General features: G+C 56.6%; 12 protein-coding genes. All 12 read left to right on the top strand.

The features are described 5' to 3' along the window. Window positions 1–146 precede the first annotated feature (146 nt). The 12 genes from ACTJJ1_RS08590 (at window position 147) to ACTJJ1_RS08535 (ending at window position 14,573) form a co-directional block, all read left to right on the top strand. Window positions 147–1,103, top strand: coding sequence for an NAD-dependent epimerase/dehydratase family protein (locus ACTJJ1_RS08590; RefSeq protein WP_004945832.1), 957 nt, complete (start codon window positions 147–149; stop codon window positions 1,101–1,103). Window positions 1,104–1,270: 167 nt separating this feature from the next. Further along, on the top strand, window positions 1,271–2,320 hold the full coding sequence (gene wecA / locus ACTJJ1_RS08585; protein WP_004945831.1) for a UDP-N-acetylglucosamine--undecaprenyl-phosphate N-acetylglucosaminephosphotransferase: 1,050 nt from the start codon (window positions 1,271–1,273) through the stop codon (window positions 2,318–2,320). A 46-nt stretch (window positions 2,321–2,366) separates the two neighbouring features. After that, complete coding sequence (locus tag ACTJJ1_RS08580; protein WP_020439216.1) at window positions 2,367–3,500, top strand: polysaccharide export protein; 1,134 nt, start codon at window positions 2,367–2,369, stop codon at window positions 3,498–3,500. A gap of 28 nt (window positions 3,501–3,528) precedes the next feature. After that, the gene (locus tag ACTJJ1_RS08575; protein WP_440833135.1) at window positions 3,529–5,706 is read left to right on the top strand and encodes a polysaccharide biosynthesis tyrosine autokinase; all 2,178 of its coding nucleotides are present in this window, start codon (window positions 3,529–3,531) and stop codon (window positions 5,704–5,706) included. Between the two features lie 6 nt (window positions 5,707–5,712). Beyond that, entirely contained in the window at window positions 5,713–7,002 is a 1,290-nt protein-coding gene (locus ACTJJ1_RS08570) for a flippase (RefSeq protein WP_004945822.1), read from the top strand. After that, window positions 6,992–7,840 carry an ATP-grasp fold amidoligase family protein gene (locus ACTJJ1_RS08565; RefSeq protein ID WP_004945820.1) on the top strand — a complete coding sequence of 283 codons (849 nt, stop codon included), beginning with the start codon at window positions 6,992–6,994 and terminating at the stop codon, window positions 7,838–7,840. The genes ACTJJ1_RS08570 and ACTJJ1_RS08565 overlap by 11 nt, the downstream gene beginning before the upstream one ends. A 141-nt stretch (window positions 7,841–7,981) precedes the next feature. Then, window positions 7,982–8,887, top strand: coding sequence for a glycosyltransferase family 2 protein (locus tag ACTJJ1_RS08560; protein ID WP_440833132.1), 906 nt, complete (start codon window positions 7,982–7,984; stop codon window positions 8,885–8,887). Window position 8,888: 1 nt separating this feature from the next. Next, entirely contained in the window at window positions 8,889–9,947 is a 1,059-nt protein-coding gene (locus ACTJJ1_RS08555; protein ID WP_004945808.1) for a glycosyltransferase family 4 protein, read from the top strand. Between the two features lies 1 nt (window position 9,948). Continuing rightward, on the top strand, window positions 9,949–10,692 hold the full coding sequence (locus tag ACTJJ1_RS08550) for a glycosyltransferase family 2 protein (protein ID WP_004945805.1): 744 nt from the start codon (window positions 9,949–9,951) through the stop codon (window positions 10,690–10,692). Further along, window positions 10,689–12,575 (top strand): carbohydrate-binding protein CenC, encoded by a 1,887-nt coding sequence (locus ACTJJ1_RS08545; protein WP_440833129.1) that lies wholly within the window; start codon window positions 10,689–10,691, stop codon window positions 12,573–12,575. The genes ACTJJ1_RS08550 and ACTJJ1_RS08545 overlap by 4 nt, the downstream gene beginning before the upstream one ends. Window positions 12,576–12,581: 6 nt before the next feature. Continuing rightward, window positions 12,582–13,568, top strand: coding sequence for a glycosyltransferase family 2 protein (locus tag ACTJJ1_RS08540; RefSeq protein ID WP_440833127.1), 987 nt, complete (start codon window positions 12,582–12,584; stop codon window positions 13,566–13,568). Between the two features lie 102 nt (window positions 13,569–13,670). Next, entirely contained in the window at window positions 13,671–14,573 is a 903-nt protein-coding gene (locus ACTJJ1_RS08535; RefSeq protein ID WP_440833125.1) for a glycosyltransferase family 2 protein, read from the top strand. The last annotated feature ends 27 nt before the right edge of the window (window positions 14,574–14,600 follow it).

The raw sequence follows: 14,600 nt of genomic DNA, 5'->3' as shown, positions 1-14,600 counted from the left end.
ATTCGGCAAATATTGTTATTTCATTATTTGTTATTTGAAAGCTTGGGCCGATTTGTCCAGTCTGGTTTCCATGAACTAACGCGTATTAAGCGTCTCGCCTCAATTCTGCGGTGGGAATTAATGGAAAACTTGGCTGAGTGACAAATATGGATAAGCGTAAAGTAGCTATCATCGGGGGTTCCGGTTTTATCGGAACGCGTTTGGTTAAGCGCCTGAGTGCGCGTAGCGATCTGATTTTGACGATTGTAGACAAGAAACAAAGCGAACATTTTCCGGAGCTCTATCAGTTTGGCGATGTAACCCAGCCGCAGACCTTGCTGCAGCCACTGGCGGGGTGTGATGCCGTGATTAATCTTGCGGCAGAGCATCAGGATAATGTCGATCCGATCTCGCTGTATTATCAGGTTAATGTCGAGGGTGCGCGTAATGTTTGCATGACGGCCTCTTCGCTGAACATCAGACAGATTATCTTTACCTCATCCGTGGCGGTCTACGGGTTCGTTACCCAGGAAACCGGCGAAGAAGGGCGTTTTGAACCCTTTAACCATTACGGTAAATCCAAGCTGGAAGCGGAGTATGTCTACGAAGCCTGGCGCAAGGCCGACGGTGACAATAAGTTGACCATTATCCGTCCGACCGTGGTATTCGGCGAAAATAATCGCGGCAACGTTTATAACCTGTTCCGTCAGATCGCCAGCGGCCGTTTCGTAATGATTGGCAGCGGCAATAATATGAAATCCATGGCTTATGTCGAGAATATTGCAGCCAGGCTGGAGTATGCGCTGGATCAGCAGGCCAGTTATCAGGTCAGCAATTATGTTGATAAACCGGATTTCACCATGAACCAACTGGTCGACGTTATTTCGTCTTCATTGGGCAGAGAGAATAAAACCATTCGGATTCCTTATATATTCGGGATCTGCGGCGCTGCGGCATTGGATGTGGTGAGTAAAATAAGTCACCGTAAATTCCCTATTAGCCGCGTGAGAGTACAAAAATTCTGCGCCAGAACACAATTTAAAAGCAATGTGCAAAACAATTTCGAGGCGCCGGTTGAACTTAATTTGGCAATCGAAAGAACCATTAAGCATGAGTTTTCCTAGAGATATATTTCTCATGCGCTAACGCCTTTTATTTTTCGGATGAATCTGTAGTTAACAGGATGAGCTTATGCTGACTTATATCCTGGCGATGTCAATTTTGTTTTTGTTAATAGCGCATTGGGAGCTGTAACTCAAGGGCGGTAGCGTGCTTATTCGCTGGAGGAACAATGTTATATCAACTGAGCATAATATTTATTTTGGCGCTGACGCTGGTGGTTATTGCACGCCGTGCTGCGCTGGCGGTGGGATTAGTGGATAAACCCAATGCCCGCAAGCGTCATCAGGGGCATATACCGCTGGTTGGCGGAATAGCCATTTATCTCACCCTCATGCTGGTGACGTTTTGGCAACCGGAATGGTTGCCGCACAGCAATATCTACCTGTTATGCGTCACGGCGTTAGTGGTGTTGGGTGTGCTTGATGACCGTTTTGATCTGCCGGTGGCGCCGCGCGTCATCGTGCAGGGAGGGATCGCGCTGGCGATGATGCTGGCGGCAGGGATGCAACTTACTTCCTTCGGCTATCTGTGGGGGCATCAGGAGCTGATGCTGGGTTACATAGCCTTGCTGATCACGCCGCTGGCGGTCTGGGGGGCGATTAACGCCTATAACATGGTTGACGGCATCGACGGCCAGCTTGGCGCGCTGTCTTGCGTCACTTTTATCGCACTGGCGATTCTGTTTGGTCTGGCGGGACAAGAAAAACTGGCGATGTGGTGCCTGAGCCTGATCGCGGCCTTGGCAGCTTACCTGTTGTTTAACCTCGGCATGTTCGGTCCGCGCAACAAGATTTTCATGGGCGATGCCGGCAGCATGGTGATTGGTTTCAGCGTGCTGTGGTTGCTGATCGTCGCCACCCAGGGGCAGGACGCTGTCATACGGCCAGTGACCGCGCTGTGGTTGATCGCTATCCCATTGATGGACATGGTGACGGTCATGGTGCGCCGACTGCTGCGCCGTCAGAGCCCGTTCAAGGCCGGTCGCGACCATCTGCATCACATCCTGATGCGGCGTGGTCTCAATGCGCGCCAGGCGTTGGCGATGAGCTGCATGCTGGCGGTGACGCTGGCCTGCGTCGGTATCTGCAGCGAGGTCCTGCAACTGCCGGACTACCAGATGCTGGTGGCCTTTGTACTTTGCTTCTTCGGTTACTTTGTCATGTTGCATGAACCGCGTCAGGCACCGATTTTTACCGATAACCCTACCGCCGATCGTTAATCCTCCCACGGGCCGCAACGGCGGCCCGTTTTTTCACGGTACTGTCATGAACCTTCACTTACCTCATTTGATGCCGCTGGTGTTGTCCACCGCGTTGCTTAGCGGCTGCACGACATTTCCAGGTTCGCACCTGCCTACTCAAGGGAAAGCCAAAGTCACCCAGCAGGATGAAGACTTCGATTTGGATAAGCAGGTCCAGGTGTACCGCGTAACGCCGATGCTGCTGGAAAAAATGCGCCGGGTGGAGCCGGTGGCCCGGCCAAACCCGGCGCTGGACCAGCGCTTGCAGAGTTACCAATACCGCATCGGCGTCGGCGACGTGCTTAACGTCACCGTTTGGGACCATCCGGAACTGACCACGCCTGCCGGCCAATACCGCAGCGCCAGCGATACCGGCAACTGGGTGCATGCCGACGGGGCGATCTTCTACCCCTATATCGGCCGGGTGCAGGTGGTGGGAAAAACCGTCACCGAAGTACGCAATCAGATCGCCAACCGGCTGGCGCGCTATGTGGAAAGCCCGCAGGTGGACGTCAGCATTGCCGCTTTCCGCTCGCAGAAAGTGTATGTGACCGGCGAAGTGAAAACCTCAGGGCAGCAGGCGGTGACCAACGTGCCGCTGACCATTCTCGATGCGATTAACGCCGCCGGCGGCCTGACGGACAACGCCGACTGGCGCAACGTGGTGCTGACTCACCAGGGCAAGGAACAGCCCATCTCCCTGCAGGCGCTGATGCAGCGCGGCGATACCGGCCAGAACCAACTGCTGCAGCCGGGCGACATTCTGTATGTGCCGCGCAATGACGAGTTGAAGGTGTTTGTGATGGGTGAGGTCGGTAAACAGGCGACGCTGAAAATGGACCGCAGCGGCATGACCTTGACGGAGGCGTTGGGCAGTTCAGAGGGCATCAGCCAGACGGTGGCCGATGCCACCGGCGTGTTCGTGATCCGCCCGAACGGCGGCAAACAGCCGCAGCGGCTGGCGTCTTTGTACCAGTTCGACCTGTCTGATGCCGCTGCATTGGCGATGGGTACAGAATTTCAGTTGGAACCTTACGACGTGGTGTACGTCACCGCAGCGCCGATTGCGCGCTGGAACCGCTTGATAAGCCAGCTGGTACCGACGATTTCCAGCTTTAACGACCTCAGCGAGGCCACGTTGCGGGTGCGTAACTGGTAACCCCGCCACGCTGACTTAAGGAACACCGATGATGAAAAATAATGCAATGCCGATTGTGATGGCCGAGCAGGACGAGAAACTGGACTGGGAACGGCTGATTGGCCCGCTGTGGGATAATCGCTGGCGCATTTTGCTGGTGACCGGCGTCGCCGGTGTCCTGGGCTGCGCCTATGCCTTGATGGCGACGCCGATCTATCAGGCAACCGCGCTGGTACAGGTGGAAAAACAGCTTTCGGGCGATTCGCTGCTGCGCGAGACGCTGGACAACTCGATGGGTTCGATGGGGCAGAATTCGGCGACGCAAGATGAGGTTTCGCTGGCGAAATCACGTTACGTGATTGGCAAAACCGTGGACGATCTCGGTTTGACGGTGCGCATCAGCCCGGATTACTTTCCGCTGTTCGGCAAGGGGCTGGCCCGCCTGAGCGGCGAACTGCCACCGGTACTGCTCATCTCAGGGATGACGGTGCCGGCGGCGATGCAGGGCCAGGAACTGACCCTGACCGTGCAGGATAAGCAACGTTATAGCCTGAGCCATGATGGGAAGAACTTGTTCAGCGGCACCGTGGGGCAACCGCTGAAGCAGGGCGCTTGGGCGATGAACGTCACTGCGCTGGAGGCATTGCCGGGCACCGAGTTTAGCGTGGTCAACGTGCCGCGCCAGCAGGCGGTGGACGATCTTCGCAACCTGCTTGACGTTGCCCCTGGCGGCAAGGAAAGCGGCATTATGACGTTCAACCTGGCCGGTGAGGATCCGCAGCGCGCCGAAGCGGTGCTCAAAAGCATTACCGATAACTACCTGCAACAGAATGTGGATCGCAAAACCGAGGAAGCGCAGCGCATGCTGGCTTTCCTGCACGAACAGCTGCCGCGCACCCAGACGTCGCTCAACAACGCCGAGAATCAGCTCAACCAGTTCCGTCAGCAGAACGATTCGGTGGACCTGACGCTGGAAGCCAAATCGGTGCTGGATACTCAGGTTCAGTTGGAGGCCCAGTTGAATGAGCTGACCTTCAAAGAAGCGGAAATCTCCAAGCTCTATACCCGCGAGCATCCGGCCTATCGCGCACTGCTGGAAAAACGCGCCACGCTGGAGGCGGAAAAGGCGCGGCTCGGCAAGCAGGTGCAGACGTTGCCGAAAACGCAGCAGGAAATTCTGCGTCTGACCCGTGATGTGCAGGTGGATCAGCAGGTATACATGCAACTGATGAACAAGCAGCAGGAATTGAGCATCAGCAAAGCGGGCACCGTGGGCAATATCCGCATTATCGATGAGGCGGAAAGCGGTCTGCGGCCGGTAAAACCGCAAAAAGCGATGATCGTGCTCTTCGCGCTGTTGATGGGGGGCGTGCTGTCGGCTTCTATCGTGGTATTGCGCGCGGCGCTCCAACGGGGCGTCAGTGACACCGAGGCGTTGGAAAAGCGCGGTATCAATGTGTATGCCACGGTCCCGCTGTCGCCGTGGCAGCAAAAACGTAACCGCACCCAGCAGCAGCTACTGGTCAAAAACGGCGGTGACAAGCTGCCGATCCTGGCCAAGGAAGAGCCGGGGGATTTGTCCGTCGAAGCCATCCGCAGCCTGCGCACCAGTTTGCACTTCGCCATGATGGAGGCCAAAAACAATATCCTGATGGTCTCCGGCGCCAGCCCCGCCAGCGGGAAAAGTTTCACCAGCACCAATCTGGCGGTGGTGATCGCCGAGGCGGGCCAACGGGTGCTGCTGATCGACGCAGACATGCGCAAGGGATTCCTGCACCGTTGGTTCAACAACAGCGCCAGGGGCGGGTTGTCGGACATGCTGTCCGGGTTGATTGCGCCAGATCAGTCGGTGAAGAAAACCGCTATCGCCAATCTGGATTTTGTGCCGCGTGGCCAGGTGCCGCCGAACCCGTCCGAACTGCTGATGCATCAGCGTTTCGCCGACTTCCTGCAGTGGGCGAGGCAGAACTACGATTTGGTGCTGATCGACACGCCGCCGGTACTGGCGGTGACCGACGCCGCCATCGTGGGTCACCATGTCGGCACCGCGCTGATGGTGGTGCGTTTTGAGGTCGACACCGTCCGGCAGATCGAAACCAGCATTCGTCGTTTCGAGCAGAACGGCGTGGCGATTAAAGGGGTGATCCTGAACGGCATGGTGAAAAAAACCGCCACCGACGCCGGCTACTACGCCTTTGCTTACCCCAGTCATCAGGAAAAGGTGTAATCGCGCATGAAAGCGATGCTGATGAACTCCCTGTGGCTGATGTTGGAACGGATATCGCTGAGCCTTTCGGGGATTTTCGTTTCGGTGTACGTAGCGCGTTATCTGGGGCCGGCGCAATACGGTCTGATTAACTATCTGCTGTCGGTGATCGCCATTGCCGTGCCGCTGGTACAACTGGGGGCGGATGCGGTGTTGTTCAACCGCGTCGCCAAGCGGCGGCGCAGCGGTATTCGGCTGATGATGGCCTCGATGCGTTTGCGGCGCCAGCTTTTTGCGCTGATCGCCGTGCCGCTGATGGCCTGGGCTGTGCTGACGCAGGATCGTACCAGTCAGATCATGATGTTGTTGATGCTCGCCAGCGCGTATTTCTCTATTCAGGACGTCTACAAGATTTATTACGACGCGCTGTTGAAATCGAAGCTGAACACGCTGATCAACAACCTGGCTCTGTTGTTGTCAATCATTCTGCGGTTGGCGCTGGTGCATGCCAAATTGCCGTTGGAATGGTTTGCCGTGCCCTATGTTGTGAGCAGCCTGATCCCGTACGCCGTGCGTTGGGTGCTGTTTCGCCGCGAGCAGGGCGGTATGCGGGCGATCAGCGGGCGTCACAAGCGGCGCTATGGTCGTTATCTGTTAAAGGTAGGTTTGCCGCTGGCGGTCTCCGGGTTGTCGATCGTCGTCTACACGCGTATCGATCAGATCATGATCGGCAACGTACTGGGCGAGCACAGCGTCGGCTTGTACAGCGCGGCGATTACCCTGAGCCAGGGATGGATATTCGTCCCCATTGCCTTGATCACCTCAATGATGCCGGGCGTGGCGAATGCCCGCTCATTGGCCGAACAGGAAGGACGTATCCGGTTGCTGTATCTGGTGGTGTTGTCGCTCTCCATGCCGGTGATCTTGCTGCTGTCGTTGTTCCCAGGCCCGATCGTGGCGCTGATGTTTGGCGACAGCTACCGCGAAACCGCCACCATCTTGGCGCTGTGTTCGGTGACGTCGCTGTTCTCGGTGATGGGCACCGTGTCCTATCGGGCGATAGTGCTGTTTGGGGGCTATCGATTTATAGCGATAAAAATGCCGCTGGCCGCGTTGGCCAACGTGCTGATGAATCTGGCGTTGATACCGCGTTACGGCATAGTAGGCGCGGCGGTTTCAACCCTGATAACGGAGTTTATTTCATTCTTTGTACTTAATGGCTTCTTCAGAAGAGGACAAATTACGAGATTGCAGTTGACCTGCTACCGTTGTTTACCTCAGTTAATAGGGAAGGTGCGAGAAATCTATGTTAAATAATCTGGTGAAGGGTTTTTACCGTAATATGCCCGACGCGTTATATCATCAGTTAAAATACGCCCTGTTTTTTCGGAAAATACCGCATTTGGCTCAGCCGAAAAGGTATAGCGAAAAATTAATGCGCAGAAAGGTCTATCCTCTGGCGATATATACTCAACTGTCCGACAAATATCGGGTGCGCGACTATATTGAAAAGCTGTGGGGGAAAGAATACCTGATCGATCTTTATGCGCACGGCAATCAATTAACCGAGGAAATGTATCAGGCATTACCTGACGCCTTCGTGATCAAGGCAAACCACGGCAGCGGTTATAACAAACTGGTGTTCGATAAAAGCCAAACCAGCTTCAATGAGTTACGGGTGTTAACCAACAGCTGGCTGCGGCAGAGTTTTTATCAGGTTTATCGCGAACGTCATTATAAGGATATCCCGCCGTGCATCATGGTCGAGAGAATGCTGCTGGAAGAGGGAAAAACGCCGAATGATATCAAGATCCACTGCTTTAATCAGGGGGGAGACATTCGGTTTTTCATCCAGATAGATTATCAGCGCTTTATCGATCATCGGCGAGATTTTTTTGACGCCGACTGGAACCGCACCGAGATCCGCATGGGCGTGCCAAACAGTGAAGTGCCCATGGATAAACCCTGCAGGCTGGAGAAAATGCTGCTCCTGGCACGGCAGGTGGCGGAGCAGTTCTCTTATGTGCGCGTGGATTTTTATCAGGTGCAAGAGCGTATCTATTTTGGCGAACTGACGTTTACCCCGGGGGCCGGGTTGCAAAGGCTGATGCCAGAAACCATTGAACAGGAGTGGGGCAGTTATTTTCAGGATTAATTAAATGACCGGTAGGCTGCGCGTATTTTAATCGCTGCAGGATGGGGGGAAATAACCGGGCAAGGATATGCTGGGATAACAAACTATTCCGCTGGCATTACCACTGTTTTGCCAGATGATAATATATTGTTGAGGTAGTAAATGGACTTATCAATTGTCATGCCCGCTTTTAATAATTCAGCCAGTCTGGCCGCAACATTAGTCCGTATGACCAACGCCTGTTTCGGGTTCGATTATGAAATTATTGTGGTTGATGATGCATCAGAACCAGAAGAGTTGGAAAAAATGCGCAGTTTATTGGCCGCTAACCGTCGGGCGCGCCTGCATGAAAATAAAGTGCGCAGCAACACGGCGGCGTCCTGTAATACCGGCTTCCGCCTGGCGCGTGCAGAGGTGGTTTTCTTTCTGGAACCGGAGGATTTCTTCAGCACCAATTATATTATTCGCCGGCTGAAACGCCACCAGGATACCCGACTGGACATTGTTTTCGGCAATTACAGCACGGTGAATGACAAGAATATCCGCAGCTATAGATTTGATTACAAAGAGGGGGCGACTGGGGCGGATTTTTTATTTCTCGATATGGGCGATATTCGCACTTCCGCCATCAGCCTGCGTAAAAAAGATGACCGGCGTTTTTTGTTTCCCGAGTTTCTTTACAAATACCAGGACTGGGGGTTTTTGGTCAATGCCACCAATCTGGGCGCCAGGGTGGCCTTCGACGAGGGGTTGGGGGTGTTCATCCGTTGCGGCGATACCGCGACGGATCGCAGCCGGATGAACATCGACGCCAGTGAACAGTTTATTGACGCTTACCTGAACGCCAGCGGCCGCTATATCAGCGGGTTTGCCAGCAAACACCTGTTGGCTTCGTTGTACAGCGAGAATCTGCAGGCGTTCAACTATTACTCATCGCGCGCGGAGCACCACGCTCTGAGCAGCAAGTTCAAGGCGATCAAACTGTACGGCGACTGCCTGGCCAGACTGGGGCTGTTTCCGTTAGGGGGACGCCTGTTGCGCACAGCCCGTGAGGGGTTTCGGAGATGACATGCAGCAACGGAAAGTAGCGATCGTGATTGAGAACATCGCCGAAAAAGGCGGTACCGAGCGGGTAGCCAGCAGCCTGGCCAATGCGCTGTCCGCGCGTTTGGGCCATCAGGTGGATCTGGTGTCGATCAGCGGTGATCGGGCGTTTTACCCGCTCGAGCCCGGAGTGAAGTTGCGCTTCATGTCCGGCAGATCAGCGCTGTGGCCCTGGCGGCTGGCGCGGTTTCTGCGGCGTGGGCGCTATGACGTGATAGTCACCGTATCTATGGGCAAGCTCTCGTCGATCATGGTGCCGTATCTGCGGTTGTTGTGCCCGCATAGCCGCCTGCTGCTGAGCGAACACGTCAGTTTCCATCAGTATGCCTGGCCGATGAAGTGGCTGAAGGTGTTGGTCTACCGGCTGGGCGACCACACCGTGCTGCTGACCAAGAAAGATCTGGCCACCATCAGCCGCTGGGTGCCCGAGCATAAATGCCGGGTGATCGAAAACGTCTCGCCGTTCCCGATACGGCCGCCGCAGCAGGAGCCGCAGCCGGTGGCGTTGGCGGTGGGGCGGCTGTGTTACCAGAAAGGCTTTGACCGCTTGATTGCGGCCTGGCAGCGGACGGCGCAACAAGCGGCGGGCTGGCAGTTGCATATCGTCGGCGACGGCCCGGATCGCGCCGCATTGCAGCGGCAAATCGATGCAGCCGGCCTTGGCGAACAGGTGAAGTTGTTGCCGGCGACTCCGGATATCGCCAGTCACTACCGGCATGCCGGAATGTTGTTGATGACGTCCCGCTATGAAGGGCTGCCGATGGTGCTGATTGAAGCGATGAGCTTTGGCCTGCCGCTGGTGGCGTTTGACTGTCAGACCGGCCCCGCCGAGCTGATTGACGATGGCGGCAACGGTTATCTGGTGCCGGAAGGCGATATCGCTGCCTTTAGTCAACGCACCCTGGCGCTGATCGCTGACGGCGAGTTGCGTAAGCGCTTCTCCCTGCATTCGCTGGAGCGGGCGCAACAGTACATCCCTGAACGTATATATCCCCAATGGCAACAGCTTATCGCTGGAGGTTAAGATGGAAAAGGTGTCAGTAATCATGCCGGCGTACAACGCCGCCGGTTTTATCAAAGAGTCGATCCTGGGTGTGTTGAACCAGACTTATCAGGATTACCATTTGTATGTGATCGACGATGCTTCGACGGACAACACCGCAGACGTGGTTAAACCCTTCATCCACGATCGTCTGACCTACATTCGCAACAACACCAACCAGGGCGTGGCCGAAACCCGCAACATCGCCATTGAGGCGGCGCGCGGCGACTATATCGCTTTCTGCGACAGCGACGACGTCTGGCGCGAAAACAAGCTGGCGCGCCAGGTCGGCGTCCTGAAGACCAACCGCTACGACGTGGTGTGTTCGCATTATTACACCTTCGAAAATGATCCGGCGCTGGTGAAAAACTACCGTGGCGCAGGCGAGATTATCGCCTACAAGGACATGCTGAAAAGCAACTGGATCGGCAACCTGACCGGCATGTACAACCAGCGCCGGGTGGGCAAGATCTACCAGAGCAAGGTAGGGCATGAGGATTATGTGATGTGGCTGTCGGTGCTGGAAAAAGCGCGCAACCGTCTGGCGTACTGCATTCCTGAACCGCTGGCTTTTTACCGTCTTTCCGCCCAGTCGTTGTCGGGCAACAAAATCAAGGCGGCGGACTGGCAGTGGCAAATCTATCGTCGCCATTTGGGGCTGTCCTACCAGAAGTCCTGCTACCTGTTCTTCTCCTACCTGTACAGCGCAGTGATGAAACGCCAATGAATATCAGCAAGCTCTCTTTCGCCTGCCTGTTGGCGGGCGTCGGGCTGGCCGTGCAGGTCCATGCCGCGCCTTGCGGCGACAACCTGTTGGCTAACCCCGGCTTTGAGCAAGGCGGTGCGGGCTGGTCGCTGGCTTCCGCAGAGGTGGTGTCCGGCGGCCATACCGGCCAGGCCAGCCTGTTTTATCAAAACCACAATCCGGCCAACTATCACAACATGTTGCAGACGCTGTCGGTCAAAGCGGGCCAACAGCTGGCTTTCGGCGCCTGGGTGCGCGGCGAGAACCTGAAGGGCAAGGGCGACAACCAGGGCGCGACGGTGTTTGTCGAAAGCTACGACGATCAGGGGCGCTTCCTGGCGGGCAGCTACCCGCAGGGCGTGCTGGGCACCAGCGGCTGGCAACCGGTCACCGGCGATTTCAGGGTGCCGGCGCGGGCGGTAAAGGTGGTACTGGGGGTTTATCTGCGCCGCGGTACGACCGGCAGCGCCTGGTTTGACGACGTTTACGCCTGTCGGCAGCCGGTTGCGCCGGCGCTGTACCAGATGCGCGCAGGCAACGGCGCGGCATCAAGCCTGATCGAGGTCGTGGATCCGCAGCAGGTACAAGTGGACAGCACGCTGGTCGACGGAAAAAGTGCCGCCGTGAAAAGCGACAGCCGCCGTTACCGCATAGAAGGGAAACAGCAGGTAGAGTTTACGCTGCCGGCCGGGCTGGCCGCCGGGGAATACCGCCTGCAGCAGCAGGTGACGGACGTGGCGACTCAGCGCAGCCAGCGCAGCGAGATGCCGATCAGCGTCGGCCGCCCGCAACCGAAAGTGGCGCTGGATGCGCAGGGCTATACCCTGAAACAGGGGAAGCGTTTCTTCCCGCTCGGCATTTACATGTACGGCGAGATGGCGACGGATGAGCACCTGGCACGTATCCGCGATGCCGGTTTCAACACGCTGCTTAATTACAACTACGGCACCGTGGGCGATCCGAACCGTTATTTCCGCAAAACGCAGCAGTATGGTTTGCAGGTGATTTTCTCGCTGAAAGACCTGTATCCCGGCACTCGATTCGCGCCGCAAACCAAACTGAGTTACCCGCAACTGACGGCGAATTACGTCGAAAAGTTCAAACATGAACCGAACCTGCTGGCCTGGTACATCAACGATGAGCTGGGGCCGGAGTATGTGCCGCAGATTGAAGAAAAACACCTGCAGGTGAAACGGCTGGATCCGGATCACCTGACGTTCCAGGTGCTGGACAAGACCGGCACGCTCAACGCCTATTTCAACAGTTCGGACGTGCTGGCCAGCGATCCTTACCCGGTCGGCAGAGATGCCGATCTGACGCGAACCCTGGAATACACGCGTATCACCAGCCAGGTGGCGCGCCAGGTCAAGGGCGCCTGGCTGGTGATGCAGATCATGGATCACGCCGCTTACGCGCCAAAACGCAAACCGCGCCAGCCCACCGAGGCGGAGATGCGCAATCAGGCCTGGCTGGGCTTGATTGGCGGTGCGAAGGGCATCTTGTTTTATTCCTATACCGACTTGTTCTACAAGCGCCAACGCGGCGGCTTCAGCCAGCGGGAGTTCGATGCGGTCTGGCGAGGCGTGGCCAGCGTAGCGCAGCAGATTGTCAGCTTTAACCCCTACCTGCTGTCTGGCGAAAGCGTCTTGCTGCAGGGCAACAATACCGCCATCCCGGCGCGGCTGTTTATCAACGGCGAGCGCGGTCTGGTGTTGATCGCCAACCCTTACTATCGGCCTATGTCGGCGCGTTTCGATCTGCCTGCGGGCTGGCGAGCGCAAGGGAAGACGCAGATCGACGCGCAGTTGTCGTCGATGGGCAGCAGCGCGGTAGAGGTGCAACGTCAAACAGAAAAGAAAGGATAACCGATCATGAAAACCACCCTGAGCCTGATTATCCCGGTCTATAAGGTCGAGGCTTACATTGAGGCGTGCCTTTGCTCGGTACTGCAACAGCTGCCTGATTGGGCGGAGGTGATCATTGTGGACGACGGCAGCCCGGACGATTCCATCGACATTGCCGAAGAGGTGTTGTGCCGTTACCCGCAACTGAAACCGCAGGTCAGCATTCTGCGGCAGCATAACCAGGGGCTGAGCGAGGCGCGCAACAGCGGCATTGTGCATGCCGAGGGGCAACATGTCGGTTTCCTGGATTCCGACGATGTGCTGCTGGAAGGGTATTTCAGCATTCTGGGCAGGCTGTTGGCGGATAACCCGTTGGCGGACATCGTGGCTTTCAATGCCCAGCGATTTTCCGTGATGAACAACGGCCAAATCCAGCCGGACTGCACCCTGGCCATCGTGCCCGGCAATGCCGCACCGCAGGAGCGTGACGCGCATATGGCGCTGCTGGCGGACAGTTTCAATCGCAGCATGTGGTTTGCCTGGGCGCGTATTTACCGCAAAACGTTATTCGACGAGATGCGTTTCCCGCAGGGGCGCAATTTTGAGGATATTCAGCTCATCCCGCAGCTGTACCTGAAAGCGGAACGCATCGTGATGTGCGATACGCCGCTGGTGGGATACCGCACCAACCCGAACGGCATTACGCGTGCGCCCAAGAGGCGCGATCTGGATGACCTGGATTATGCGATCGCCGGCGCCGACAGCGGGCGGCTCCTGGGAATGGGGAATGGGCTGTATTCGATCCTTTATGTCACCACGCTCAAGGCGCGTTTGCTGGTGGGGCTGGATTTTTTCGGGCTGCGCGACGCGTTGCGGGAAACCGGCGAACTGAAACGCCGCTATTCCGGTTTGCGCGCAGAGGAACGCAAGCTGCTGAGCCGCAAGAACCGGTTGTTCTATCGCAGTCCGCTGGCCTACTACCTGATGGCCCGGCTTTATAGCCTGCGCGGATAGCGGCGCTGTCTTCACCCATTCCCGGATCGAGTAGGGGCGCCGCATGCGGCGCCCATGTTAAACGGGGCGAATACATTCGCCCCCTACAGGCAGAATAAGACCATGGACATCAAAGTCAGCGTTATCATACCCACCTATGGCCGCAGCGAGTTGCTGACGCGCGCCATTGACAGCGTGCTGGCGCAAACCCACCGCGCGTTGGAAATCATCGTGGTGGACGACAACCCGCAAGGCAATGCGCACCGCCTGGCGACCCGCGAATGCCTGGCAGGCTATATTGATAAGGGGCAGGTTATCTATTATCCGCGCCGGCACAACGGCGGCGGCGCGCTGGCGCGCAACAGCGGGATCCTGCGTTCAAGCGGGGAGTACATCACTTTTCTGGATGACGACGATTACTACCATCCGCAGAAGATTGCCCACCAACTGGCGTTTATGCGCCAGAGCGATTATGACGTCAGCCTGTGCGATATGGATATTCTGAAAAACGGCCAGATTAACGCAGACCATTATTACCGCGCCCGTTGCGACGGTCTGGAGGACTTTATGTTGGCCGGCGTAGCCTATACGCCGATGATCATGATGCGGCGCAGCGCGGCGATTGCGGTGCGCGGCTTTTTCAACACCCCGCGCTACCAGGACCATATTTTCCTGTATCGGCTGCTGGCGGCCGGGGCGCGCATCGGTACGCTGCATGAACGCCTGGCGGTACATAACGACCATGACGGCGAACGCATTACCTCCAGCCCGAAAGGCATTATCGGGTATCGCAACAAAATGCAGTTCGAAAGGCGGCTGATGCCGCAGATATCGCCCCGGGCGCGCAAGGTTATGCGTCTGCGCCACACCTGTATTGATTCGCGCATCATTACCGACGGCAAGAGCCGGTTGGCGGGCGTAGCGTACGGTCTGAAGGGCATTGTCTACGTAAACAGCGGCCTGATGGCCGGGGTTTACATGAAAAATATTATCCGCAACCTGTTTTTCCGTGGCGTCCCCTTCTGAAGGGCCATGTGTGATGTGCGGTGAAGG

The sequence above is a fragment of the Serratia sp. 22264 genome (assembly GCF_052045345.1).
In the GTDB taxonomy this organism is placed as follows: domain Bacteria; phylum Pseudomonadota; class Gammaproteobacteria; order Enterobacterales; family Enterobacteriaceae; genus Serratia; species Serratia plymuthica.
The sequence above is the reverse complement of the archived record's forward strand: the minus strand, read 5'-3'. Positions and strand labels throughout refer to the sequence as shown.

Excerpts from the sequence above, each read along its gene's own strand:
- ACTJJ1_RS08590 (WP_004945832.1), top strand. The coding sequence starts at position 147 with ATGGATAAGCGTAAAGTAGCTATCATCGGGGGTTCCGGTTTTATCGGA.
- wecA (WP_004945831.1), top strand. The coding sequence starts at position 1,271 with ATGTTATATCAACTGAGCATAATATTTATTTTGGCGCTGACGCTGGTG.
- ACTJJ1_RS08580 (WP_020439216.1), top strand. The coding sequence starts at position 2,367 with ATGAACCTTCACTTACCTCATTTGATGCCGCTGGTGTTGTCCACCGCG.
- ACTJJ1_RS08575 (WP_440833135.1), top strand. The coding sequence starts at position 3,529 with ATGATGAAAAATAATGCAATGCCGATTGTGATGGCCGAGCAGGACGAG.
- ACTJJ1_RS08570 (WP_004945822.1), top strand. The coding sequence starts at position 5,713 with ATGAAAGCGATGCTGATGAACTCCCTGTGGCTGATGTTGGAACGGATA.
- ACTJJ1_RS08565 (WP_004945820.1), top strand. The coding sequence starts at position 6,992 with ATGTTAAATAATCTGGTGAAGGGTTTTTACCGTAATATGCCCGACGCG.
- ACTJJ1_RS08560 (WP_440833132.1), top strand. The coding sequence starts at position 7,982 with ATGGACTTATCAATTGTCATGCCCGCTTTTAATAATTCAGCCAGTCTG.
- ACTJJ1_RS08555 (WP_004945808.1), top strand. The coding sequence starts at position 8,889 with ATGCAGCAACGGAAAGTAGCGATCGTGATTGAGAACATCGCCGAAAAA.
- ACTJJ1_RS08550 (WP_004945805.1), top strand. The coding sequence starts at position 9,949 with ATGGAAAAGGTGTCAGTAATCATGCCGGCGTACAACGCCGCCGGTTTT.
- ACTJJ1_RS08545 (WP_440833129.1), top strand. The coding sequence starts at position 10,689 with ATGAATATCAGCAAGCTCTCTTTCGCCTGCCTGTTGGCGGGCGTCGGG.
- ACTJJ1_RS08540 (WP_440833127.1), top strand. The coding sequence starts at position 12,582 with ATGAAAACCACCCTGAGCCTGATTATCCCGGTCTATAAGGTCGAGGCT.
- ACTJJ1_RS08535 (WP_440833125.1), top strand. The coding sequence starts at position 13,671 with ATGGACATCAAAGTCAGCGTTATCATACCCACCTATGGCCGCAGCGAG.